This is a genomic window from Desulfitobacterium elongatum, assembly GCF_055378975.1.
The window spans coordinates 4,629,463-4,655,188 of sequence record NZ_AP038772.1 but is presented as its reverse complement, the minus strand read 5'-3'; the positions used below and the strand labels follow the sequence as shown (position 1 = coordinate 4,655,188).

The 25,726-nt window shown below is 43.1% G+C and carries 18 protein-coding genes, 1 tRNA gene, 3 rRNA genes and 1 pseudogene; 14 read left to right on the top strand and 9 right to left on the bottom strand.

What is annotated here, in order from left to right; genetic code table 11:
- Positions 1 to 336: 336 nt before the first annotated feature.
- Positions 337 to 1,251 carry a LysR family transcriptional regulator gene (locus ACZ42W_RS21895; RefSeq protein WP_464167367.1) on the top strand — a complete coding sequence of 305 codons (915 nt, stop codon included), beginning with the start codon at positions 337 to 339 and terminating at the stop codon, positions 1,249 to 1,251.
- 363 nt (positions 1,252 to 1,614) lie between these two features.
- On the opposite strand, the pseudogene ACZ42W_RS21890 reads toward ACZ42W_RS21895, so the two are convergent.
- The 7 genes and pseudogenes from ACZ42W_RS21890 to ACZ42W_RS21860 all read right to left on the bottom strand — a co-directional run.
- Positions 1,615 to 1,896 (bottom strand): annotated as a pseudogene (locus ACZ42W_RS21890) (DNA polymerase Y family protein); the annotation flags it as partial.
- A 59-nt stretch (positions 1,897 to 1,955) separates the two neighbouring features.
- Positions 1,956 to 3,137, bottom strand: a complete 1,182-nt coding sequence (locus ACZ42W_RS21885; RefSeq protein ID WP_464167366.1) for a Ger(x)C family spore germination protein — start codon at positions 3,135 to 3,137, stop codon at positions 1,956 to 1,958.
- Positions 3,134 to 4,231, bottom strand: coding sequence for a GerAB/ArcD/ProY family transporter (locus ACZ42W_RS21880; protein WP_464167365.1), 1,098 nt, complete (start codon positions 4,229 to 4,231; stop codon positions 3,134 to 3,136). The genes ACZ42W_RS21885 and ACZ42W_RS21880 overlap by 4 nt, the downstream gene beginning before the upstream one ends.
- Positions 4,232 to 4,288: 57 nt before the next feature.
- Positions 4,289 to 4,498: a hypothetical protein gene (locus tag ACZ42W_RS21875; protein ID WP_464167364.1), complete on the bottom strand. Its 210-nt coding sequence runs from the start codon at positions 4,496 to 4,498 to the stop codon at positions 4,289 to 4,291.
- Between the two features lie 4 nt (positions 4,499 to 4,502).
- Positions 4,503 to 5,690, bottom strand: coding sequence for a Ger(x)C family spore germination protein (locus ACZ42W_RS21870; RefSeq protein WP_464167363.1), 1,188 nt, complete (start codon positions 5,688 to 5,690; stop codon positions 4,503 to 4,505).
- The gene (locus ACZ42W_RS21865) at positions 5,687 to 6,784 is read right to left on the bottom strand and encodes a GerAB/ArcD/ProY family transporter (protein ID WP_464167362.1); all 1,098 of its coding nucleotides are present in this window, start codon (positions 6,782 to 6,784) and stop codon (positions 5,687 to 5,689) included. Before ACZ42W_RS21865 ends, ACZ42W_RS21870 begins: the two co-directional genes overlap by 4 nt.
- A gap of 1 nt (position 6,785) precedes the next feature.
- Positions 6,786 to 8,387, bottom strand: a complete 1,602-nt coding sequence (locus ACZ42W_RS21860) for a spore germination protein (RefSeq protein WP_464167361.1) — start codon at positions 8,385 to 8,387, stop codon at positions 6,786 to 6,788.
- 473 nt (positions 8,388 to 8,860) lie between these two features.
- On the opposite strand from ACZ42W_RS21860, the gene ACZ42W_RS21855 reads away from it, so the two are divergent.
- The 8 genes from ACZ42W_RS21855 to ACZ42W_RS21820 all read left to right on the top strand — a co-directional run bounded on the left by ACZ42W_RS21855 (position 8,861) and on the right by ACZ42W_RS21820 (position 18,178).
- Positions 8,861 to 10,523, top strand: a 16S ribosomal RNA gene (locus ACZ42W_RS21855).
- A gap of 192 nt (positions 10,524 to 10,715) precedes the next feature.
- A tRNA-Ala gene (locus tag ACZ42W_RS21850) sits at positions 10,716 to 10,791 on the top strand.
- Positions 10,792 to 10,909: 118 nt separating this feature from the next.
- Positions 10,910 to 13,970: ribosomal RNA gene (locus ACZ42W_RS21845) — 23S ribosomal RNA — on the top strand.
- 137 nt (positions 13,971 to 14,107) lie between these two features.
- A 5S ribosomal RNA gene (gene rrf, locus ACZ42W_RS21840) occupies positions 14,108 to 14,224 on the top strand.
- Together the 16S, 23S and 5S rRNA genes with 1 tRNA gene alongside form the textbook arrangement of a ribosomal RNA operon.
- Positions 14,225 to 14,866: 642 nt before the next feature.
- Positions 14,867 to 15,787, top strand: a complete 921-nt coding sequence (locus ACZ42W_RS21835; protein WP_464167360.1) for a helix-turn-helix transcriptional regulator — start codon at positions 14,867 to 14,869, stop codon at positions 15,785 to 15,787.
- Positions 15,788 to 15,856: 69 nt separating this feature from the next.
- On the top strand, positions 15,857 to 16,240 hold the full coding sequence (locus ACZ42W_RS21830) for a hypothetical protein (RefSeq protein WP_464167359.1): 384 nt from the start codon (positions 15,857 to 15,859) through the stop codon (positions 16,238 to 16,240).
- Between the two features lie 4 nt (positions 16,241 to 16,244).
- Complete coding sequence (locus tag ACZ42W_RS21825; RefSeq protein WP_464167358.1) at positions 16,245 to 16,661, top strand: DUF3795 domain-containing protein; 417 nt, start codon at positions 16,245 to 16,247, stop codon at positions 16,659 to 16,661.
- Between the two features lie 857 nt (positions 16,662 to 17,518).
- On the top strand, positions 17,519 to 18,178 hold the full coding sequence (locus tag ACZ42W_RS21820; RefSeq protein ID WP_464167357.1) for a DUF6483 family protein: 660 nt from the start codon (positions 17,519 to 17,521) through the stop codon (positions 18,176 to 18,178).
- On the opposite strand, the gene ACZ42W_RS21815 is transcribed toward ACZ42W_RS21820, so the two are convergent.
- Positions 18,167 to 18,766: a sugar O-acetyltransferase gene (locus tag ACZ42W_RS21815; RefSeq protein WP_464167356.1), complete on the bottom strand. Its 600-nt coding sequence runs from the start codon at positions 18,764 to 18,766 to the stop codon at positions 18,167 to 18,169. The genes ACZ42W_RS21820 and ACZ42W_RS21815 overlap by 12 nt on opposite strands.
- Positions 18,767 to 19,146: 380 nt before the next feature.
- On the opposite strand from ACZ42W_RS21815, the gene ACZ42W_RS21810 reads away from it, so the two are divergent.
- Complete coding sequence (locus ACZ42W_RS21810) at positions 19,147 to 20,151, top strand: 4Fe-4S binding protein (protein WP_464167355.1); 1,005 nt, start codon at positions 19,147 to 19,149, stop codon at positions 20,149 to 20,151.
- Positions 20,152 to 20,335: 184 nt separating this feature from the next.
- Here ACZ42W_RS21810 and ACZ42W_RS21805 read toward each other — a convergent pair whose 3' ends face one another.
- The gene (locus ACZ42W_RS21805) at positions 20,336 to 20,476 is read right to left on the bottom strand and encodes a hypothetical protein (protein WP_464167354.1); all 141 of its coding nucleotides are present in this window, start codon (positions 20,474 to 20,476) and stop codon (positions 20,336 to 20,338) included.
- 335 nt (positions 20,477 to 20,811) lie between these two features.
- Here ACZ42W_RS21805 and ACZ42W_RS21800 point away from each other — a divergent pair, with 335 nt between their 5' ends.
- The 4 genes from ACZ42W_RS21800 (at position 20,812) to ACZ42W_RS21785 (ending at position 25,710) form a co-directional block, all read left to right on the top strand.
- Positions 20,812 to 21,708: a respiratory nitrate reductase subunit gamma gene (locus tag ACZ42W_RS21800; protein WP_464167353.1), complete on the top strand. Its 897-nt coding sequence runs from the start codon at positions 20,812 to 20,814 to the stop codon at positions 21,706 to 21,708.
- 79 nt (positions 21,709 to 21,787) lie between these two features.
- The gene (dsrK, locus tag ACZ42W_RS21795; RefSeq protein WP_464167352.1) at positions 21,788 to 23,398 is read left to right on the top strand and encodes a sulfate reduction electron transfer complex DsrMKJOP subunit DsrK; all 1,611 of its coding nucleotides are present in this window, start codon (positions 21,788 to 21,790) and stop codon (positions 23,396 to 23,398) included.
- Between the two features lie 225 nt (positions 23,399 to 23,623).
- Positions 23,624 to 25,318 carry an FAD-dependent oxidoreductase gene (locus tag ACZ42W_RS21790; RefSeq protein ID WP_464167351.1) on the top strand — a complete coding sequence of 565 codons (1,695 nt, stop codon included), beginning with the start codon at positions 23,624 to 23,626 and terminating at the stop codon, positions 25,316 to 25,318.
- A gap of 203 nt (positions 25,319 to 25,521) precedes the next feature.
- Positions 25,522 to 25,710 (top strand): 4Fe-4S dicluster domain-containing protein, encoded by a 189-nt coding sequence (locus tag ACZ42W_RS21785; protein WP_464167350.1) that lies wholly within the window; start codon positions 25,522 to 25,524, stop codon positions 25,708 to 25,710.
- The last annotated feature ends 16 nt before the right edge of the window (positions 25,711 to 25,726 follow it).

Below are 25,726 nucleotides of genomic sequence, written 5' to 3'. Positions count from 1 at the left end.
TTAAACATTACTAGAAGGCGTAATTTATCTACAAGTGTCTCAATCCATTGAATTGAGGGATTGAGACACCTTTCTTTTCGAGCAATTACCTACTGTCGGATTATTAGAGTAATTATGTTAACTTCCATCACATTTACATATATAATCGTTATTTATGTAATGATATAATAAATTGTAATATATAAGTGATCACTGCCCGGTGCTAATCATTACCCATTACCAACTGGAGGACTCTGTAATCATATTAAAAGACTTTGTGATTGGGATTATATGCACAAAACTTTGATGATTCTATGGGTATGAAGCTTCAGATATTTTTTGTGGGGTGATTAAAAAATGAATCTTTACCAGCTATATTATTTTAGGACTCTGGCTAAGCTAGAGCATTACACAAAAGCTGCTGCACAGCTTTGTTTAACACAACCCAGTCTAAGTAATGCTATATCATCTTTAGAGAGTGAACTTGGGACTGTGTTATTCGAAAAGCACGGGCGCAATGTGGCTCTTACAAAATACGGTAGATTATTCTTACCTTATGTTGAAAATGCACTAGATGAGTTAGAGCAGGGCTCTAAAAAGATTAAAGAATTAACTAGTAATGCACAACGTGCCATCAATGTTGGATTTATTTATACGCTTAGCTCATATTTTATCCCCGACTTAATTTCTGGCTTCATGAAAGACGAACAGAATTCAAATATACAATTTGCGTTACACGAAGGATCGACAAAAAATGAATGCACGGCTGATTTAATCATACGCTTAAAGAGTGAAAAACTTGATCTGGTTTTTGCTTCTCTAATACCAAAGGATCCTGATGTAGAATTTATTCCTATCTGCTATCAAAGTTTAGTTGCTCTTCTACCCTATGATAATCCTCTTGCCAAACTTGATAAGATTGATTTAAAGGATACGGAGCCTTATCCATTGATACATTATTCCGGTAAACATGGATTGAAACAAGAGATCAATCGTCAGTATGAAAAGGTCAATATAATTCCTAAAGTTTGTTGCGAGGTAGAAGATGAGAGCTCTATGGCAGGTTTGGTTGCTGCCAAAATCGGAATTGCTATTGTCCCAGAAAGTCCTACTTTTCGGAATTTCAATATCAAAGTTCTGCCTATTGGTAATCCAATGTATAAACGAATAATATACCTTGGCTATATGAAAAATAGACAGGATACCTTGCCTGTTCAGCGATTCAAAAAGTATGTCATTGAGAATTTCAAAGAATTTCGGCAAGTCCTTTAATTTTGATAATTGAGGCAGGGAAGACGATATTTACTTTGGTGCGCAAGCAAGTTGATCGGGACATGATGTTGGTTTGCCCCAGTAGTATTGTCACGGTGTTAGGCTATGTTCCTAATCTTCCTATTAGAGACCGTCCTTTAAAGATGGTCTCTATACTTTGTTGTATTCTAAAATTCTAAGAAACTACATTCCCAATGAAAATTTTTTACTGATAAATCATTTTTCTATGTCTGCAATACTTTTAGAGGATAGATGTCATCATTGGATAATCCTCTTCGGGAACGCCGCCCGTCATTGGACTAAGCCCAGAGTTTAAATACGTCGATCGGATAATTACCTTAGCCCCGGACCGGTTGCGTATCAGTGAGCCAGATCACCAATTGTTTTAACATTCCTTGCACGAAGTTTTTTAGAAGTTGCGCTGCCGACTAGAAACAAATCTTCGACCGGCAAGACCCACATCTTTTCAGGAATTTCTTCGGGCCATAGTGTGTGAACTCTATTCGGCTTTGTAAAATCTGAGGCTACCTTACTTAGTAGCTTATTTGATGATATTCCTATATTTACAGTAAAACCAAGTTCATTCTGAATTCTCTCGCGGATAATATGAGCTGTTTCTATCGGATCCCCGAACAACTTCTCCATCCCACAATAACTGCGCATCAGAATAGAAGCTTTGAACTACTCTTAGTAGTAACCAATATTTACTCCCCTTCTCCTCCTATAGGCTTGGAAGTTATACCCATGTTACGGAGTTTAGCATCAACGACGATGTTAACTTCAATGTTTGGAAACTCCTCATCCCAGTTTTCTTCAAGTTCTGGCCATTCAGCAGGAAATTTACGGTGATACTTCTCTCCAAATTTGAAGATATCAACTCCCCATTTTTGGGCTTTGTTTATGGCGGCTCGAATTTCCTCTTCAATTACAGCTGCTTGTTTTTCTTCCAATTGCTTAAAAGCGTCCGGTTTGTTTAAGTCGACTTGAGACATCTGCTCGGCAAGATTACCTTCTTCCTTTACCTCAACCGTAACGGTGAGTTTACCCTCGTCCATCTCAGGGGTTACTTTACTAGAGGCCCGGATAATCTCCAATGCTACATTTTTCGATTCATCACCCGGTGAGCTAACGACGATAATCCCGCTTTTAACCTCTCCTAAAATCCAGAGCAATCCTCGAGTTTCTTCAGGGCTAAACCAACCGACTAGTTTATCGTCCTTAAAAATCGCCGTCTCATGGAGTTCGACAATCTTTCCTACGGTTTCGTCCTCCTTCCGTTCTGTCAATTCTATCCCTGGAATGAAAGGGTCATTTGTTTTACTTACAAGGTTTTTTAAGACGTCAACCAAAACTACTTGGGGAACCTTAGAGGAAGCCCTCGTTGCTTTAGCTAAGTTTTCGATCCCTTTAGCCGGAATCTTTTCTTGTGGATGCTCGGCTTCTATGATATCCCTTGCTTTGCCCTTCGTGATAAAGACATAGACCAGCTCGCGGAGCTCTGGATCACGGTTAGCCAGGTCGAGGAGTGGTGCAATCCCGGATTTGGCTGATTCTTCACCAATGACGATTACCTTATTATGAGCAAAGTAGGATCTCCGATCCACCTGTTTTGTGGCATTTCGAATGGCATCAAAAACAGTTTCCCCTGTAGCTGTTACGACCCAAACGCTTTTCCCCCCTCCCCCTTTTCCCCCGCTTGTTGAGGATCCCTTCACTCCAGAGGGTCTAAGAATTTGATAGGTTAGGCTGATTTGACCATTTTCAAGCTTATCAATACCTATTGCTTCCACCACAGAAATTGCATCAAGTTCTCTTCGATTCCAACAACCGGACAAGAGGAGGGGTAATAATAGACATAGGATATAGATAAGGATCCGCTTTTTCATCGCGAGCGTTCTCCTTTTTTGCGGATTTTGGCAGTTAGAAGCAGAAGAGAGGGGATAAACAGGATAAAAAACAAACTGTACCAGGTATAGACTCGATAGGAAACAAACTCCCTCAGTTCAACGACGCTGGTATTAATGAGAGTTGTTAAGGAGACAACAATGGTTCCAGTTGGAAGGATAAGGGGTTTATAGTCTTTGAGATGGAAAAGCTGGCTTACTCCAAGCACAGCTAGATAGTAAGTAAATGAGACTCTGATAAACATTCCAAGAATCCAGATACCGATATAAATGGCATCAATTCGCTCTAGAAAATCCCCCACATGGACAAATCGTACTGCATTGTAGGGTGGATAAACAAAGGTTTTAGCCAATTCCGATCCGAAAGTCATAAGTACTGCGAAGGTTATGATTAATATAAAGGGTACTAGAAGTAGGGTGCTAAATAGAATAACTTTCTTGGTTTTTCCTTGATCATTAAGAAAGGGAAGAATCATGCCAAACCCTAATGTCTCTATCATCAGGGAAGAAGCGTATAGGCCACCCAAAAGTGTAGGATAGATCCCTTTTTCTAGGATAGGAGTTAACTCGTGGAAATCAATATCCTTAGACAGTAATAGGAAAATCGTGATAATCGTTAGCATGATAAACGGGGCTATAAATTCTGAAAAACGGCCCAGAACTTCAATTCCATGATGGACGGCATAAGCAGAAACAAGAGTTAAAGTAATGATGAAAAAAAGTGAAGGCGTTTCAGGCATGATCGTTGTTGTAAAAAACTTAGAAAAATTGCTTAGCGATAGTGCACTCGTATGAAGAGAGAACCAGACGAAAAGGAGTCCTAGCACTTGACCTGCTTTGCCCATAATGGTTTGGCAGTACTCGTAAAGTGTCTGATTAGGAAACCTTTTAACTAAGAGATAAATAGGGATGGCTATGATTAAATTAATGGGGGCCATAACTAAAACACTTAGCCAGACATCTTGATTAGCAGGCGGGGCGACAAGTATCGGGAGAAATGCAATTAAGATCGTAATCCTGCCGCTAAAAACAAGCAAGATCACTTGTCTAGCGGAGATTTTGCCACCTTCTAACATGCTTTAGACCTCGCTTTGTTAAACGCTTTGAAAAAGAGTGTTGAAATTTCGCGGAGGCTATTGGGTTATCATTTTAATTAGATTCTCGATTCCTTTATTAGGATTGGGCACATCCACTCCGATAATCTGAAGAAGGCTTAGTAGAAAGCCAATGCTTAGAAGAACAGAAGATGTTATAAGCTCGGGCCATTGCTTCTTGCGCATAAGTTTTGGAATATCTATAAGCGCTAGGCCGGCAAACAAAAGTACTAATATTAATATTTTCATCCTGTTATTTCTCACCTTTTTTCTTTTCCGATTCCTCTGTTTCTAGTGGGGTAGTGGTAAGCCCTACACGTTCAAGCTTAGCGACAACCTCCACATTAACCGCAAGCTCCTTAAATTCTTCCTCCCAATTTTCTTCAAGTCCTGACCATTCTCGGGGAAATTTATGATGGAACTCTTTTCCGAATTTGAAGATGTCGACTCCCCAGGCTTGAGCTTTTGTGAGGGCAGCAGTAATCTCTTCTTCAATGGTAGCAGCTTGCCTGAGTTCAAGTTCGTGAAAGGTATCGGGTTGGGTTAAATTCACTGCGGACATTTGCTCAGCCAGATTCCCTTCTTCTTTAACCTCAACTGTTATGGTTAACTTTTCATCCGTAATTTCCGGCTTGATCTTGCTGGTAGATTGGATAATCTCCAAGCTGACATTTTTATTCTCCTCTTTGGGGGAATTGACGATGATAATCCCACTTTTGACTTCGTTTAATACCCAAAGAAGCCCGCGAGTTTCTCTCCCATCAAACCAACCGATAAGTTTATCCTTTTTGAAAATGGCCGTCTGGTCAAGATCAATCACCCCTATAGATTTTCCATTACTTTTTTTATCTAAGAGTTTAATGCCAGGTACAACAGAGCTAATCGTTGGACTATCTAAGGTGCCAATAAAATCTTTTAAATTTCTTTTAGGTAGCTTAGAGGAGGATTTTGTCGCTTCGACTAAGCCTTCGATAGCATGACTTGGGTTATTCTCTTGTTCATGCACTCCCTGGAGAATTGGTTCTGCTTTTCCCTGTGCAATGAAAATATAGGAAAGCTCTCGAACCTCGGGATCCCGGCTCAGAAAATCAAGGAGTGGTATAACACCAGCTCGCGCTGCTTTTTCCCCGATAATGATGATTTTATTATGGGAGAAATATAATTTACGAGTCGTTTTGAGAGACGCATTCCGAATCGCATCAAAAACGGTATCGCCTGTACTTGTTACCACCCAGACTGCTCCCCCCTCAGTCGCTGATGCTTCTTTGACCTCACTCGGTCTGAGTATTTGAGCGGTAATGCTGATTTGTCCGTTCTCGGTACGATCAATCCCTAAGGCTTGAACGACAGCTAGAGTATTTAATTCTCTTCGATTCCAACAGCCTGTTAACATAACGAACAGAACTACACACAGAATGTAGAGAGGAATAGATTTCTTCATTTTTGCCTTACTCCTTTTTTACGGATGATTGCAGTTAGAAGAAGAAGGGATGGTAGGATGAAGAGAAAAGAGAGGCTATACCCAGTGAAAATTTTGTAGGAGGTAAACGCTTGTAATTCAACAATACTAGGAGCCATTAAAATGCTTAGCGGAATAATAATCGCCCCTATCGGTAGAATAAGTGATTTATAGTCTCTTAGATTCAAGAGTTGACTTAATCCCAACACGCTTAAGTAGTATAGAAAGGATAGTTTGACGGAAATACCTAAAACCCAAATCATCATATGGATGGATTCCACTCGCTCAAGAAAATCACCGATATTAATAAGCCTAATTAAAGAGAAGAACGGGAAGTTGAGGGCTTTTCTTTCCTCTAATCCGAAAACTGTGAGTACGGGGAGAGCAATAATCAGAAACAAAAGAGTAATTAAGGCAAAACTAATGATAAAGACCCTTTTAACTTTCTGACGGTCATTTATATAGGGAAGTAGCATCGCTAACCCTAAAACTTCGACGGTACGAGCCGTATAGATTAATCCTCCCTGAAGTACAGGAAGTAGTCCCTTTTCCAGGACTGGGGTAAGTTCCTTCAAGTCCATATCCTTAACAAGGAATATGGAAACCGTAGTAATGGCTATCAGAACGATGGGTGCGAAAAATTCGGACAAACGGCAAATCACTTCAAGTCCCTTTTGAGTGGCGTAGGCACAGATGAGAACTAACGTCACATAAAAGAAAAGAATAGGAGTCTCGGGCATGATGGTACTCGTAAAGAAGAGACCAAACGGAGCTAAAGTAATGGCAGTAGATTGTAGAATGTACGCAATTAACAAGAACCCTACCAGTTTACCTGCTTTGCCAGCAACCGTCTGACTATACTCAATGATTGTTTGATTGGGGAACCTTTTCCATAGTAAGTAAATAGGGAGTGCAAGTAACAATTGCAGAGGGAAAAATAGCAGTATGGATAACCAAACATCCTGGTTCGCTGGGGGTTCATTCAATGCTGGGAGATACGTAATCGTTATAATAATTCGATTTAGGACGATCAGTAAGATCAATTGTTTAGCTGTAACTCGTCCTTCTTCCGACATGCTATTCTTCTCCTTTATGATCTTTCGGGGGAGCGGGCATGCCGTTTGGCTTTTGCCTATTAGAGTCTTTCTCGCCAAGAACACGGGGCCTCGTGCGCATCGCCCATAAGGGGGCTCGAATCAGGATATCTTTATAGTCAGAAAGAGTGGATGGGGCTAAAGGGGACATGTAGGGTGCCCCGAGAGAACGAAGGGATATTTGGTGTGTAAGAAAAAAGATAAATCCTAACACCATTCCATATAAACCGGAAAAGCCTGCCAAGATAATCAGGATAAATCGAATGAGAGTGCTAATGTCAATCAGAGTCGGAACCACGAAGGCGGAGATGGCAGTGAGGGCAACTACAACAACCATGGGAGCGCCGACTAGTCCAGCAGAGACCGCTGCTTCCCCGATTACGAGTGCGCCCACGATACTTATAGCCTGGCCGATGGGCCTAGGTAGACGTACCCCAGCTTCCCGCAAAATCTCATAAATCGTATTCATCAAGAGGGCTTCTACAACAGAGGGAAAAGGTGTTCCCTCATGGGCTGCTGCTATACTCACCAAGAGTGCGGGTGGTAAAAATTCCTGATGGAAGGTCGTGATGGCAACATATAGCCCAGGTAACGTCGTGGCGAAAAAGAAGGCTATCCAGCGGAGCCAACGAAGAAATGTGGCGAAATACGGCCGGGCATAGTAATCTTCAGAACTTTGAAAAGCTTCAATAAATAAATAAGGAACAGTTAGAACAAAGGGAGTGCCATCCACTAAGATGGCTATACGCCCCTCCAATAGTTTGGCGCTGATAATATCGGGCTTTTCAGTCGAGCCAACGGTCGGGAAAAGGGACAGGGGTGCATCTTCGATGAAGGCCTCAATATAGCCTGATTCTAAGATGGAATCCGTATCGATTCTAGTAAGTCGATTCTTAACTTCTTGCACGATTTTGTCATTGGCAATTCCCTTTAAGTAAGCAACACAGATATCAGTTTTTGTCTGCCGGCCGATCTTCAAAGGAAAAAATTTAAGAGCTGGATTCCTCATTTTTCTCCTAAGAAGAGATATATTGGTGCCTATACTCTCCACGAAACCTTCACGAGGTCCTCTGACTACTGCCTCAGTATCCGGTTCCTCAACGTTTCGAACTTTCGCGCCTCGCAAGGAGACGATTAGGGCAATGTTTGATTCATCTATAAATAGAACTGTATCTCCCGACAATATGGCGTCAACTATCTCATCTAGGGATTTGCCCTCCTTCACGAGGGCAACAGAAAGAGCACTTTCCCTAATGACGGCTAAAGCATTGTCCTTATTGAAATCACGGGATAAAAACATGAGTGGATTAATGAGATCGGCATTCACGGCTTTCTCATCGATTAATCCATTAAGCATAACGATGAAGGCGTTAATCGAGTTGTGGATCCCAATCTTAAATTCCCGAATAACCAAATCACTGGATTCATCAAAGATGTTTTTGACCTTCTGTAGGTTCTTATCAAGAGTCAGTGAAAGGGAATCTTGATCCTCTGACTGATTATTATGGACCGAATTATTCCCTTGTTGACGCCTTCCTTTAGAATCCCGCTTCATTATCCCTTTGATTATTCTTCTGATTTGCATAGATACTCCAAAGCAATGTATTTCTCTATAGCTTCTGTAAAACTGTAATTTTTATGCCGCAAGATTCATCAGGCGTATCACAACGCTAAAGGGGGTGGGCCTTGCAGATTTTTTTGTTGACAGACAAACATGCAAGTGGTATTATAACTAAGCGTCAACGGACGGAAACGTTCAAAGGCACTGGGGGTAAGACCTCAAGGCATGATTGCAAAGCGGAATTAAAAATTATGTGTTGACTCGGGAGAGTAAACATGCTAATATAAGATTCCGTCGCGAGAGTCGAAAGGCTTGAACGGAAAAAAGAGTTGACTTTCCGAAGTCACTCTGGTAAAATTAAAAACTGTCGCCACTAAGTGCGACACACGGTGAAAGCCGACAAATGGTCTTTGAAAACTAAACAACAAGGAACAGCCAATGACTCGTCAAGAGTTAAAGAATTAGATAATTTGAGCAATCAAATTTTCTTCATAAATTTTATGGAGAGTTTGATCCTGGCTCAGGACGAACGCTGGCGGCGTGCCTAACACATGCAAGTCGAACGGTCCAGTGTCTAACACCGAGTATTTTGGAGCTCGTAAGTGGTGCCTAGCGAGAGCGCGAAGAATGAGCGCTCCACGCATTCAATAAGTACCAACACGAAGCAGAGAATACTGGGTGTTAGATGCTGGATAGTGGCGGACGGGTGAGTAACGCGTGGGTAACCTACCCATTAAATCGGGACAACCCTTGGAAACGAGGGCTAATACCGGATACGCTTAAGAGCTGGCATCAGCACTTAAGGAGAGGTGGCCTCTGAAAATGCTACCGATAATGGATGGACCCGCGTCTGATTAGCTAGTTGGTGGGGTAAAGGCCTACCAAGGCGACGATCAGTAGCCGGCCTGAGAGGGTGAACGGCCACACTGGGACTGAGACACGGCCCAGACTCCTACGGGAGGCAGCAGTGGGGAATCTTCCGCAATGGACGAAAGTCTGACGGAGCAACGCCGCGTGTACGACGAAGGCCTTCGGGTTGTAAAGTACTGTCTTCAGGGACGAACGGTATGGGTGTAAATAATGCCTGTACATGACGGTACCTGAGGAGGAAGCCCCGGCTAACTACGTGCCAGCAGCCGCGGTAATACGTAGGGGGCAAGCGTTGTCCGGAATCATTGGGCGTAAAGGGCGCGTAGGCGGATATTTAAGTCTGGTGTGAAAACCTAGGGCTCAACCCTGGGAGTGCATCGGAAACTGGGTATCTTGAGGACAGGAGAGGAAAGTGGAATTCCACGTGTAGCGGTGAAATGCGTAGATATGTGGAGGAACACCAGTGGCGAAGGCGACTTTCTGGACTGTAACTGACGCTGAGGCGCGAAAGCGTGGGGAGCAAACAGGATTAGATACCCTGGTAGTCCACGCCGTAAACGATGAGTGCTAGGTGTAGAGGGTATCGACCCCTTCTGTGCCGCAGTTAACACAATAAGCACTCCGCCTGGGGAGTACGGCCGCAAGGTTGAAACTCAAAGGAATTGACGGGGGCCCGCACAAGCGGTGGATTATGTGGTTTAATTCGACGCAACGCGAAGAACCTTACCAAGGCTTGACATCCACAGAATCCTGAGGAAACTTAGGAGTGCCCTTCGGGGAGCTGTGAGACAGGTGGTGCATGGTTGTCGTCAGCTCGTGTCGTGAGATGTTGGGTTAAGTCCCGCAACGAGCGCAACCCCTATATTTAGTTGCTAACGAGTAAGGTCGAGCACTCTAGATAGACTGCCGGTGACAAACCGGAGGAAGGTGGGGATGACGTCAAATCATCATGCCCCTTATGTCTTGGGCTACACACGTAATACAATGGCCGGTACAGACGGAAGCGAAGCCGTGAGGTGGAGCGAATCCGAGAAAGCCGGTCTCAGTTCGGATTGTTCTCTGCAACTCGAGAACATGAAGTCGGAATCGCTAGTAATCGCAGGTCAGCATACTGCGGTGAATACGTTCCCGGGCCTTGTACACACCGCCCGTCACACCACGAAAGTCTGCAACACCCGAAGCCGGTGAGGTAACCCGAAAGGGAGCTAGCCGTCGAAGGTGGGGCCGATGATTGGGGTGAAGTCGTAACAAGGTAGCCGTATCGGAAGGTGCGGCTGGATCACCTCCTTTCTAAGGAGAACGGTTCACTCTAGTAGTGAGCGTATCCTATGGTCGATCCTTTGAAAAAGCTGATGCTTTAGCATTAAGAGTTCAAAGGTGATGAGTCGCAAGACTCAAATGCCGAAGAGGCAAACAGGGAAACCTGTAAAGAGCTGTTTGAGTGCAAACTACTTGTTGTTTAGTTTTGAGAGACCAGTCGTTGGGGGTATAGCTCAGCTGGGAGAGCGCTTGAATGGCATTCAAGAGGCCAGCGGTTCGATCCCGCTTACCTCCACCATGATTATCTAGTAATCGTGTATGGTATCTTTCTAAAGTGTTCTTTGAAAACTGCACAGAGAAAGTAATTAACTGTAAATTAGGATAAACATCTGAGAACCTAATGTGGCGGGACGTTTGGTCAAGCTACTAAGGGCGTACGGTGGATGCCTAGGCGCTAAGAGTCGAAGAAGGGCGCGGCGAGCGGCGAAACGCCACGGGGAGCAGTAAGCATGCATTGATCCGTGGATACCCGAATGGGGCAACCCATCCAGAGTCATATCTGGATATCGTTAACTGAATTCATAGGTTAACGAAGACAACCCGGGGAACTGAAACATCTAAGTACCCGGAGGAAGAGAAAGAATAATCGATTCCCTGAGTAGCGGCGAGCGAAACGGGAAGAGCCCAAACCGACCCCTTCGGGGATCGGGGTTGTAGGACCCTCTTTTAGGAATGGATTTCTAGCCGAAGTGATCTGGAAAGATCGAGCAAAGAAGGTAACACTCCTGTAGGCGAAAGTTGCACATTCTGTGAGGGTATCCTGAGTACCGCGGGACACGAGAAACCCCGTGGGAAACCGGGAGGACCACCTCCCAAGGCTAAATACTCCTTAGCGACCGATAGCGAACTAGTACCGTGAGGGAAAGGTGAAAAGCACCCCGGGAGGGGAGTGAAAAAGAACCTGAAACCGTACGCTTACAAGCAGTCAAAGCACCCTAGAGGTGTGATGGCGTGCCTTTTGTAGAATGAACCGGCGAGTTACGGTATGTAGCGAGGTTAAGGCGAGAAGCCGGAGCCGGAGCGAAAGCGAGTCTGAAAAGGGCGATAAGTTACATGCTGTAGACCCGAAACCGTGTGATCTACCCATGGACAGGGTGAAGGTGGGGTAAAACCTACTGGAGGCCCGAACTCACTGTCGTTGAAAAGGCAGGGGATGAGCTGTGGGTAGGGGTGAAATGCCAATCGAACACGGAGATAGCTGGTTCTCCCCGAAATAGCTTTAGGGCTAGCCTCGAATCGATGATTATTGGCGGTAAAGCACTGAATAGGCTAGGGGCCTTACCGGGTTACCGAACCTTATCAAACTCTGAATGCCAATAATTTAGATCGGGAGTCAGACTGTGGGGGATAAGCTTCATAGTCGAAAGGGAAACAGCCCAGACCATCAGCTAAGGTCCCAAAGTATACGCTAAGTGGAAAAGGATGTGGAATTGCACAGACAACCAGGATGTTGGCTCAGAAGCAGCCACCATTTAAAGAGTGCGTAATAGCTCACTGGTCGAGTGGTTCTGCGCCGAAAATGTAACGGGGCTCAAGCGTATCACCGAAGCTATGGCTTGGAATGGAATTATTAAGTCTTTAGATAGAGAACACAAAAGACGTTACTTCAGGAATTTTGCTTCCACAAAGGAAGACAAAAGTTTTAATCAAAGCAAAATTCCCAAATGTCTTTAGGGGCTCAGCGTAAAGTCAATGCTAAGGATTTAATAATTCCATTCCAGGGGTAGGGGAGCGTTCTGAATGCAGCGAAGTTGTTCTGTAAGGAATGGTGGAGCGTTTAGAAGTGAGAATGCCGGTATGAGTATGCGAAAAGGTGAGTGAGAATCTCACCCGCCGTAAACCTAAGGATTCCTGGGGAAGGCTCGTCCGCCCAGGGTAAGTCGGGACCTAAGCCGAGGCGTAAAGCGTAGGCGATGGACAACTGGTTGAGATTCCAGTACCACTCTTAAGCGTTTGAGCAATGGGGTGACACAGAAGGATAGGTTAAGCGTGCCGTTGGTTGAGCACGCCCAAGCCCGTAGGGTGTGAGACAGGTAAATCCGTCTCGCGAGAAGCCTGAAAGGTGACGGGGAGCGAAAATAAGTAGCGAAGTAACCGACTCCAAGCTGTCAAGAAAAGCCTCTAGTGAGCAAGAGAGTGCCCGTACCGCAAACCGACACAGGTAGGTAAGGAGAGAATCCTAAGGCGCGCGAGAAAACCCTCGTTAAGGAACTCGGCAAAATGACCCCGTAACTTCGGGAGAAGGGGTGCTCCATGCAAGTGGAGCCGCAGAGAAGAGGTCCAGGCGACTGTTTAACAAAAACACAGGTCCCTGCCAATCTGAAAAGAGAAGTATAGGGGCTGACGCCTGCCCGGTGCTGGAAGGTTAAGAGGAGAGGTTAGCCGCAAGGCGAAGCTTTGAATTGAAGCCCCAGTAAACGGCGGCCGTAACTATAACGGTCCTAAGGTAGCGAAATTCCTTGTCAGGTAAGTTCTGACCCGCACGAAAGGCGTAACGATCTGGACACTGTCTCAACGAGGGACTCGGCGAAATTGTAATACCCGTGAAGATGCGGGTTACCTGCGACAGGACAGAAAGACCCCATGGAGCTTTACTGTAGCTTGACATTGGATTTTGGTATAAAATGTACAGGATAGGTGGGAGACAGAGAAGCTAGGGCGCCAGCCTTGGTGGAGTCGCCGGTGGGATACCACTCTTTTTGTACTGAAGTTCTAACTTAGACCCCTGAATCGGGGTTGAGGACCGTGTCAGGTGGGCAGTTTGACTGGGGCGGTCGCCTCCTAAAGAGTAACGGAGGCGCCCAAAGGTTCCCTCAGCGCGGTTGGAAATCGCGCGTAGAGTGTAAAGGCAAAAGGGAGCTTGACTGCGAGACCAACAAGTCGAGCAGGGACGAAAGTCGGGCTTAGTGATCCGGTGGTACCGAGTGGAAGGGCCATCGCTCAACGGATAAAAGCTACCCTGGGGATAACAGGCTTATCTCCCCCAAGAGTCCATATCGACGGGGAGGTTTGGCACCTCGATGTCGGCTCATCGCATCCTGGGGCTGTAGTAGGTCCCAAGGGTTGGGCTGTTCGCCCATTAAAGCGGTACGTGAGCTGGGTTCAGAACGTCGTGAGACAGTTCGGTCCCTATCCGTCGCAGGCGCAGGAAATTTGAGAGGATCTGACCCTAGTACGAGAGGACCGGGTTGGACGGATCACTGGTGTACCAGTTGTCTCGCCAGAGGCACAGCTGGGTAGCTATATCCGGAGCGGATAAGCGCTGAAAGCATCTAAGCGCGAAACCGACCTCAAGATGAGATTTCCCACAGCATAAGCTGGTAAGACCCCTGAATGATGATCAGGTTGATAGGCCCGGTGTGGAAGCGCGGTGACGCGTGGAGCTGACGGGTACTAATCGGTCGAGGGCTTGACCTAACAAACGCAGGCAAGCGGTTCACTCACTTTGGGCGAAAGTCTGAGTGAGGAAGAGATTATCTTAATTACAGTTAAGACATTACATCTGTGCAGTTTTGAGGGAATAGGGTTCCGAAAGGAGCTTGAAACTTCAAAGATCTGGTGATTATGCCGGAGGGGTTCCACCCGTTTCCATCTCGAACACGGAAGTTAAGACCTCCAGGGCTGATGATACTTGGACCGCAGGGTCCTGGGAAAGTAAGTCGTTGCCAGGTAAGCGTAAAGAGACCGTCTATTTTAGATGGTCTTTTTGCTTTTTTACGGCGTAAAAAACTACGGAGTGTGCATGATGCTCTGGGGTTGGTTCCACCCGTACGGCTCACACGGCAATAGTATTCCTTTGACAGTTTGCCGTGTGGCCGAAACAGTCCACCGGACTGTTTCGTGGCGCCGCGTAGCGTTGTTCTCCAGCACAGCGGCTTGGCCGAAATGATGTACTACAACTTCAGCGGCTAAGTGTTTTTTGTAGAGTTGCCGCTTCGGCGAAACTGTCCACTGGACACTTTCGTATTTCGTATCTCGAACACGGAAGTTAAGAGCTCCTGGGCTGATGATACTTAGCGACTTCATCGGCAGAGGGTTCGCCAAGCTACAAACGCATACTAAGAAGTGCAGCCTTACTTGGACTGCGACGTAACATCCAGTGAATTGAACAAAACTTTGATGTACATTTGTAGAATATAGCGAAGCAAGGAGCAACTGAAATGGTGATTTAGTGATTCGGCTTGTGACCCGAAAAAGTAGACATTACCGATGATGCTGGACAGCAACAATTGTTTCTTTAACCTGACATATATGTGTCAGGTTTTTATGATATTATATTTGAAGAGAGGAAAAGAATGGAATGATGTAATAAGATGAAGCTTGATAGGATGCTGGCAATAATCATGTTTCTTTCAAACCATGAAAAAGTAAAAGCACAGGAATTAGCGGACAAGTTTGAGGTGTCGGTGCGGACAATTTATAGGGACATAGACGCAATTTCACTGGCCGGGATACCCATAGTAACTTATCAGGGAGCAGATGGCGGTATTGGCATCGCTGAGGGATACAAGCTTGACAAGAATCTCCTCACCTCCCATGAGGTTTCCAACATAGTTACTGGTTTGAAAGGGTTACACAGTATCAGTGAGGATGTCAAAATTAAACTTTTAATTGACAAAATGACTGCTATTGCAGATAAATCTGAATACATACCGACTGGTAATGAGATTATGATTGATTTGTCATCCTGGAACAAAAATGACCAATTAGGCTTGAGAATACGAGAAATACAGAAAGCCATTCGTGAGCGGAAAATAATAGAGTTTACCTACTACACCAATGAAAAGCTTACCGAAAGAAAAGTGGAACCCTGCGTTATTGTTTTTAAGGAAACAAACTGGTATCTTTATGCATATTGTCTGCTCAGGGAGGATTTCAGACTGTTTAAATTAAAAAGGATGAGCCAATTGATAGTCACAGATATCGGCTATAATGCCAGGGAATTTTCTATCGATAAGGTAAAGTGGGACGACGAATTTGACAAAGATAAGCATTTGTCAATAGTAGTATTGTTTGATAAGTCTATGAAACATCTGGTAGAAGACATTTTTGGAACGGATAACTACGAAATTTTGGAGGATGGCAGGTTGAAAGTCACTTTCTACATGGGAGAAGGCGGGTGGCTCTATGGATTCCTGCTGGGATTTGGCGACAAAATAGAGGTTTTGGAACCTGTTAGTCTGCGAAATAAGATTAAGTCTATCGCAGAAAATGTTTATAACACCTACGCATAAACATGACATACTGTTGTCAGGTTTAGTGCAGTATTATAGAGACAAAAATGAGAGGGAGATGGGCTTCCAATGAAAAAGTATTTAAGAAATATCTTTTATGGTTTTTTAGCTTGGCTTATACCTTTTGTGGTCTCTATCTTTTTTTACACAAAGGAAGGAAAATTGATAATTGATGTTTTCTTTTTTAAGTCAATAATGATTGTTGTTGGCTCAATTTCTGGTGCAATTCTATTGGTTTTATATTTCAAAAAAATCAATGAGTCTTATTTAAAGGAAGGAGTCATCGCCGGAGTCATATGGTTTGGCATAAATATTCTCTTGGATTTGTTGATTTTGATCCCAATGTCAGGAATGTCTATTGCAAATTATTTTACACAGATAGGAATAAGGTATCTTGTGATTCCTGCAATGAGCATTACAGTCGGAACAGTATTGAAAAATAAGGGATTATAAGATCATGGAATCATTGAACGAAATTTTAATTATTGCTCCCTGCGGAATGAATTGCAGCATTTGTATGGCTTACTTGAGAGAAAAAAATAAATGTCCTGGTTGTAAGGGGACGGACCTAAAAAAACCTGTCACCCGTGTTGAATGCAAAATTAAAAACTGCGAAACGGTTAAAAGAAATGAAAAGAATTTTTGTTATGAATGTAAAGAATTTCCCTGTAATAATTTAAGACATTTGGATAAAAGATACCGTACCAAATACAAAATGAGCATGATTGAGAATCTAGAAAATATAAAACAAATGGGGATGAGAAGATTTCTAATAAATGAAAAATCAAGATGGTCTTGCTCCGAGTGCGGAGGTATTATTTGTGTTCATAAAGGATATTGTTATAATTGCGGGAAAAGAAATAAGGAAATCTAGGCCAATGTTGTACAGGCTAACAAGTGGGTAAATTATAAATGATATCACAAAGAGTGCTTTAAATATTAACTTGATTTGACCATTTTGACGGATGGCTTAAAGTGGAAGGTTAACATGCTTGTCAGTAAATTTGTTGCGTATCATTCTCATCAAACGTAGGATTTCCAGTTAATTGCTAGCCCCCTTGTCTGTGAAAGTATGTTATTTGATTTCAGTCTTATTTATTACCGGTTTGGGCTCAGAAATGTTTTTCCCCGAAACCCAGTGCGATTATGGGTGCCGTACCTCCTCAAAGGAGAGGAATTGCATCTGGAGTGAGAACTATGATGAATTATGCAGGGAATGACATCAGTATTACACTCCCAATGGCTATTATAGAAAACCACTGAAAGCAATAACGCTTTCAGCGGTTTTCACATAGAGTTTAAGAATAGATTGACTTTAGCTCCTTAATTTGCTCCAGATACTTATTTTTATTGGCCTAAACCAATAGAATCGCTTTCAACCTTTTTGAAGTCACTTTATAAGCTAACGATCGCCTGTGGTCTGTGATTCTAATCATATTTTTTAGGGAACTTCATTTATGTAATTGTACAATAGAATAGCTCTACGGCTGGGCTCGCTACATCCACATTAAATGACTAATTGGCGCGGCCTCTTAGGATAGATGTCGTTGCCAGGTGACTGCAAAGACCATCAATTTATTTGTCTCTTTCTTTTTTACTTCGTAAAAAGCGGAGTATATAATACTTGTAGGAACACAGAATGTTATCTGACATATAAGTATTCGTTTGAGGATAAGGTTTAAGAATAGAGTCAAAGATAAGTATTTAAAAGAAGAGAATTCTGGAGGTCTCATGTTTCAAAAGGATTATATTATGAGAATGATCGAGCAGTTCACTGCAGTATTGGCTAAAATTATGGGGTTGAAATCGTCTGGGAAGATTGAAGAGGCACAACAGGTTTTGAATGAGGCGCTGAAACAATTTACGGGGTTGAGTGAAGCAGCAATAGAAAGATTGGCGTACAGAGACTTAATCAAGTTAGTTGGTGGTATTAATGAAGTTAACTCGAAAAAATGTATTATGTTAGCCGAGTTACTTAAAGTAAAAGCCGATATTTATTTGGGTTCAGAACATCCGGATAAGTCATTAAATTTATACCTTAAAAGTTTCAATATCTATGCCGAGACGATGTTATCAAGCAACAGTTCCTATCTACGTCCGAATCTCAATTTTATTAATGAAATCATCAATAAAGTAAAGCAATTCTCAATTCCCTATGAAACACAGATATTGCTTTTTCGTTATTATGAAAGCATTGCCGAATATGGCAAGGCCGAAGACGTGCTTTTTGAGTTGTTGGACCAAAATGTCCACCGAAACATTGTTTTACCCATAGGGATTGCTTTTTATGAAAGGCTAAGTCTAAAAAGCCCAGAGGAATTAGAAAAAGGCAATTTGCCATTGCATGAGGCACTAGAAGGTATGGAGAAGATTAGGTCCTTAGAGGGTTAATGCCTTATGTTTAACATAGTACTGTCTGTTCTCGTCAGTAATTTTGCGTATCACCTTACAAGGATTTCCCGCGGCAATAGAATGAGATGGAATATCCTTAGTTACCACACTTCCAGAGCCAATGACAACGTTGTCACCAATGGCAATGCCTGGATTGATTATAACCCCTCCACCTATCCAAGTATTATTACCTATAACTATCGGAAAGGCATATTCGAGACCTATTCTACGCGTCTCAGAGTGTATAGGATGACCTGCTGTAAAAAGGCTTACATTTGGCCCGAACATTACATTATTACCAATTATGACCTTAGCACAATCTAAGATAGTGCAATTGTAATTCGTATAAAAATTTTCACCTATTGTAATGTTATATCCGTAGTCACATCTAAAGGGCGGCTCTATAAAGAAATTATTACTAACCTTTCCTAATAGCCTTCTTATAATTTCATTTCGTTTTTCGATTTCGCTTGGATGTAAGGAATTAAAGTCGAAGATCATTCCTTTAGCAGATTGGCGCTCACCGAATAGTTCTTCATCAGATGCTTTGTACGGTTTTCCATTCAACATTTTTTCTTTTTCTGTCATAAGCTACTTCCTTCCAATCTTGTAATAGCATTCTAATATTCTACTATTAGAGAATAGCAATAATATTATTCCTGCGAAAACCCGCACAGGAATGTGCGGCTATAATTCATTTGCTGGATAAAGGTATTTTGTTTGTACTCTGCTGTGTGTCAATTTAAGTTGAAAGAAGATATTCAACTCAAATTGTGATTGTTGTCACACCCTTGCTATTACCCTTAGAGTATAATTTATATTGACTCTGTAGCGTCGTGAGCAATTGGCGAGGATAAACAGACTAAGGGAGTTCTGTACTGTAATTCAGATTTTGTACGGCATTTATCAAGAAATATTTTTTGTACAGGAACCTAGGTGCTTACTTGGACAGAAGGGGTTTGTAAAGGATGAAGAATTTTTTATCAAAACATAATAAGAGCTACCTTTGGCGTAGGGGGGTGCAGAACCTATTTGCACTTATTACCGTTGTTATAGGTCTTCAATTTATCCGTTTCGTTAATGCTTATTCTGATCCGAATTCAGTACAGTTTGTAGCAAGGCCAGCCGGGGTAGATGCATTTCTTCCCATCAGTGCATTGCTTGCTTTGAAGTCTTGGCTTGCGAATGGCATTTTTGACCGCATACATCCAGCAGGACTCGTGATATTTCTAGCAGCTATGAGCTTATCCCTATTACTCAAGAGAGCGTTCTGCTCCTGGATCTGTCCTTTTGGGACATTATCTGAAGGCTTAGCCCTAGTGGGACAGAAGGTGTTTAAGAGGAATTTCACTCCACCACGTTGGCTAGATAATAGTTTAAGATCGCTTAAATATGTAATCCTTGGTTTCTTCGTTGTCTTCATTTTCGTACTTATGGATGGGGAATCAGCTTATTCATTTTTACAGACACCCTATAACATGATCGCAGATGTAAAAATGCTAGGATTTTTCAAAGGAATCACTTGGGTCGGGATTACTGTTATTCTAGCACTTATGATCCTTTCGGTCCTCATTCAGAACTTCTGGTGTAGATATCTGTGTCCGTATGGAGCGTTACTGGGGATATTGAGTGTTTTAAGTCCTTGGAAAATACGGAGGAACGAAACTTCATGTATTTCGTGCGGAAGATGCACAGTGGCATGCCCGAATCGACTTAAAGTGGATAAGGCGCTAGTAGTAAGGTCACCCGAGTGCTCTGGGTGCCTGAATTGCATAGAGCAATGTCCTGTAAGTGATACGTTAACCTTTGATCTGCCGAAATCATCCGTTGCCCTGTCGCAAAGGACTCTGGCTATTGTAGTGGTCCTCTTTTGGCTTGCATTTATAGGAGTTGCTAAGGTAACAGGATACTGGGAATCAAGCATCGCACCTGAAATGTACAAAATGTTGATTCCTATGGCAGATAGATTTTAAATCCTTTATGAATTGTTAGGTGTTAGGGTATTGAGAATAGCCTCTATTCCTAATTGTATAGATCAAAGAAAAGGAAGATGGAAGGCGATTGCCTTCCATCTTCCTTTTAATATAGGGAATCAACCAAAATAGAGAATCACCGAAAGACTCGGTTTGAGGCAAAGGTCATTCGTTTGTCTTTAGATTAGTCTTTCCCTTGAAGGACTTGATCCTTGGATAATCCATGTCCGTTCCGGGAATCCATGCTGGGTGCCTTGTCCGGCTTATGATTCTGCGAGGGTTTAGTATCTGGATTAGAGGCTCTGTTTGGAAACTTTTTATCCATTAGAGCTAACCTGCCTTTCGTTAATTTAAGTTAAGTAAAACTCTAGATTATTTTACCCGTAATAAGATAGTTTCCATGTACGCCTTGCTGATTTTAATAGTACTTCCGTTTATTTTCGAGGGACATATATCTATTCAGGTTTTATATCTAATGATAAGTATCTGGAACAAGAAAAATATATATGTTTTTAGGACACTTGGATTATACTTAAAAACATTAATTCAACCATGAGATTCTTAAATTGTGGCGATTAGAAAAGGGAATTTTACAACTTGCCCCTAGTTATTTTAAACTTAATAGTGATAAAAGGAACAAATAAAAGGAGGTTGGGGCCTTTGTTACTCGGTCTCATAGCTTATCTATCAATATTCCTCTTTGTAGGAATATCCGCCTACAAAGCTTATCAATTTGCCAAGATGCCCTTGCACGGGCGCATGGAGCTCTACCCTGTCCCTAAAGAAAAAGGACATGAATACGGTGGATCTTACTATGAAGAGGTAGAGTGGTGGAATAAAGAACGTCACGTTTCTCATGGTACTGAACTGATTGAAATGCTTAAGGAAATGCTCTTTATTAAAAAGCTATTTGATAACCAAAGACCTTTATGGTGGATCTCATACGCTCTGCATTTAGGAATCTATTTTCTAATGGCTTGGACGCTTCTGCTTGTGGTTGGAGCGGTAACACTCCTCGGTGGAGGTCAAGTTAGTGCTTCGAGTGGAGTATGGGGAAGCTTAGTCTTTTATCTTACGGCGTTTACTGGACTCGTTGGGCTTATTCTTGCAACCTTTGGTTCTGGAATGCTACTTCTGAGGCGCTTATTTGATGATACCTTGAGAAAGTATACAACTCCACAAGAATACTTTAATCTGGCCTTGCTTTATTTTGCCGTTGTCACTGGAATCTTTGTCTGGGTCAGTGATTTAAGTTTTGACTCCGCTCGCGAAATCACGGCGAACCTCCTCACTTTTACCCCTTTTGAAGCAAGTGGTTTATTTGTGCTCCACCTCATTTTGCTATTTATTATGTTTACCTATATTCCTCTTAGTAAAATGAGTCACTATGTAGGTAAATATTTTACCTTCCATAAAGTCCTTTGGGAGAATGACCCGAATTTAAAAGGCAGTGAGATAGAGAAAAAAATACAGCAAGCAACATCTTATCGTCCCGCAAACTCCTGGTCGGCACCCCATATTACGGGGCAATACCCCCAAAAAAATAAAGAGACTTGATACACGTGGAGTTTTACTCCAACTCAAGTCAAATGAAGCTATTGGGAAAAAGGAATTTGTGGAAGAAGGAGAGCAAATTATGATTAATCAAAAGGATTTACGCACGAGAGATATGGGGCGTCCAGAGGAGCAGCTTATTAAGCTGGATAATTTAATGCCACTCAAGGCACCTTATGACGAACCAGAAATGGAACCGCCGCTAACCGATCCCAAACCCACCTGGAAAGAAAAATATTGTGCATCGTTAGATGGATATATAGGAATTGATACCTTGATTCGACCACAAAGCAAAGAGGAAGAAGACGAGTTCGTACAAAAGTTCCTTAAGGGCTTAGAAAAGATTTTTACCGATGCCAATAATGGAGCGCTGCAACCGCTCCTTTTATCCTTCGAGTACTGTGCAAAATGTAATACCTGCTCTGATGCTTGCCACACGTTTAAAGCTTCAGGGAACAATGAGCTCTATCGCCCTATCTTCCGTTCGGAAGTCCTTCGCAAAATCGTGAAGAAGTATTTTACGAAGAGTGGAAAACTCCTTGGAGGCTTCGTTGGAGCGGACATCGATGTTAATTGGGAAACCATTGCGCGACTCGGAGAACTCTCTTATCGGTGTAATCTCTGTCGCCGTTGTGCCCAAACCTGCCCACTGGGCTTGGATAATTCCATTCTTGCCAAAGAGATCCGTAAGATCTTTAGTCAGGAGATGGGGATTGCGCCAAGTCCTATTCACGCCAAAGGTACTGTTAATCAATTAAAAACGGGGTCTTCGACAGGAATCAGTAAGCCAGTCTTCTTGGATACCCTCGAGTTTTTGGAAGAAGATATCGAAGAACACTATGGTCTCAAAATCAAATTCCCTGTGGATAAAAAGGGTGCAGATATTCTCTTGCTGCATAATGCAGGGGAATATATGGCATGGCCTGAGAACCCTATTGCTTTTGCAATTCTGTTTGAAGAAGCTGGTTTGAACTGGACGTTAAGCAGCGAGATGATGGGTTATGATAACGTGAACTATGGTCTTTGGTATGATGATGCTCAAGCTAAGAAGATAGCCCTGCAGCAGATGAAAACAGCCAAGGAATTAGGGGTTCGACGTATCGTCATCGGAGAGTGCGGCCATGCTCATAAAGCCTCTGCGGTTGTTTCCGACCGTATGTCTTATGGTGATGATCGAGTTCCTGTGGAGAGCTGCTTGCCCTTACTTTGGGATATGGTGAAGAATAATCGCTTGAAGCTAGACCCCAGTAAAAATAATTTCCCGGTTACCTTGCATGACCCCTGTAATGTCGTCCGCCAAATGGGGATTGTCCAGCCACAGCGTAATGTCTTAAAAGCGATTTGTCCTCAATTCCGGGAGATGACCCCTCATGGCGTAGATAACTACTGTTGTGGGGGCGGAAGTGGCTTTGCCATTATGAATTCCATGAACTTCGGAGAGTTCAGAAATAAGGTCAGTGCCCGGATGAAATTCGACCAGATTTTAGGTGCCTTCCAAGATACAATCGAGGATCCATCCATTGTCAAGTATGTCTGTGCACCCTGCTCCAACTGTAAGGGGACGATTCGAGATATACTAGAGTACTATAGTGCAACATCAAAGTTTAATGTCCATTACGGCGGCTTAGTGGAGCTCATGGTTAATGCCTTAGTCAGCATGAAAAAACCTTTCTTGGAGTTTAACGAAGAGTAATTCAAGGAAGGCGTAAAACAATAGCAACTATCTTATTCCTGTCCATAGATTAAATGGATTGGGCGTCTGATCAGATGGGCCTTTCTCCTAGGAGAAGGTTCATCTGACCTTTGTCATACCTAACAACTATTGTGATAAGTAATATTTATCACAAGTATGGGGTTATTTATCTCTGCCAGGACGTTCAATTACATAATTAGCCGCATCAGGAAAGGAGACCATAATATGAAGGTCGTTATTATTGGAGGAGTAGCTACAGGGCCTAAGGTGGCTGCTAGATTGAGAAGACTACAGCCCGAAGTAGAGATTACCATTGTTGAACAGGGTGAGCTTATTTCTTATGGTGCCTGTGGACTACCCCTTTATCTGGGGAATCTAGTTCCACAGCTTGATGAACTCATGATGACCTCTTCAGGGCTAAAGCGAGACGTTCAGTTCTTCAGAGATCAAAAAGGAGTTCAATTTTTAACACGAACTAAAGCCTTGAAAATCAATCGGGTAGAGAAAACAGTGCTTGTCCAAAACCTCCAATCTGGAGTAGAACAAACACTATCTTTTGATACCCTCGTTTTAGCTACGGGGGCTAAACCATTTGTTCCTCCTATACCCGGGGTAAATTTGGGACAGGTTTTCACTCTGCATAGCCCCCAGGATGCGCAAAAACTAAAACAGATTATGCAAGCTAAAAAGTTCAAGCATGTAACGATTCTTGGAGCAGGTCTAATTGGTATTGAAGTGGCAGATGCTCTGGCTGGACCGAAGTTAAAAGTGACGGTATGTGAAGCAGGACCTTATGTTTTACCTAAACTTCTTGACCCAGATATGGCTCAACTTGTGGAGCGGCAAATGCGGGGGCGTGGCGTAGATATCCGACTATCCAGCCGAATCCAAGCCTTTGAGGGAGATGAAGAAGGAAATGTTCGTAGAGTCATTATGGATCAGGGATGCATTGAAACGGAGGCTGTGGTTATTTCCGCCGGAGTACGCCCTGAGGTCGAACTGGCGAAAGAGGCTGGACTCAGAATCGGAGTAACAGGTGCAATCCATGTTGATAAGCAAATGAGAACCAATGATCCCTTGATTTTTGCCGGTGGAGATTGTGCTGAACAGGTTCATCTTATTACTGGTAAACCTGTGTATATTCCCCTGGCTTCGACAGCAAATAAGCAAGGGCGTGTAATCGCGGACAATATTTCTGGACGACCGGTTGAATTCTCCACTGTGATTGGGACCTCAGTACTCCAGGCCTTTGACCTGAATGTTGGGCGTACTGGCTTGGGGGAGAGTGAGGCTCAGGAGCTAGGATATAACGTGATTACAAGTCTAAGTAGCGGACTGGATGCGACCCACTACTACCCCATGCATGAGAGCATTACGATTAAGCTTATTGCGGACCGAGATAGTGGGTCGTTGCTCGGTGCGCAGATTTGCGGTTCAGGGGAAGGGATCAAGAGACTAGATGTCTTGGCAACAGCGTTGAAATTCCGCGCAACAATCGAGGATTTAGGTAGTCTCGACTTAGGGTACGCTCCGCCCTTTGCAACAGCCATCGACGTCCTGATTCATGCTGCAAATACCTTAGAGAATAAGCGTCAGGGTCTTGTCCAAGGAATCACACCGGATATGGTTCTTCAGCATTTAGCTGCCAGAGAGGAAATCTGCTTTGTAGATGTTCGTGAACTCGAGGAGGTTGGGGCTAACCCACTTCCTGTAGATCATGTACTGACCATTCCCTTAAGAGAGCTTCGTGACCGCTGGGTAGAAGTGCCTAAGGCTTCAAGAGTGGTAACCCTATGTGAACTTGGAATACGTGGCTATGAAGCCGCATGTATCTTGAAGGGGAAAGGCCGAAGTCAGGTGGCTTACCTAGAAGGTGGAATGTCAACCTTCGGAGCATATGCTGCACAATTAGGCAAATAGCCATAAGGAAATCCTATAGTGTTCATTATTTCATAATTAGTTTCTCATATAGGTACAATAATGTTTCTGTATTTTACGAATAGGGTTCAAGCTGGTAAATTTAAAACATAATTAAAAAGTGTAAATATACACAAGAACAAAGTAATAATTATTCTTTCAATTTTAAAACTAAGTATAGATTGTAGTCTAAGGAGGTGTTGTTTGTGTTCATTGTATCAATCGACGAGGACCAATGCACAGGTTGCAATGCATGTACTGAAGGTTGTCCAGCTCGTCTCCTCAGTTTTGATAATGGAAGAGCTCAGGTAAGTGGGGATGAAACGGAGTGCATGGGTTGTGAATCCTGTACGACAGTTTGCCCTTCCGGTGCTGTTAGCATCATGGAAATGTAATTCCTAGAAATAAGAC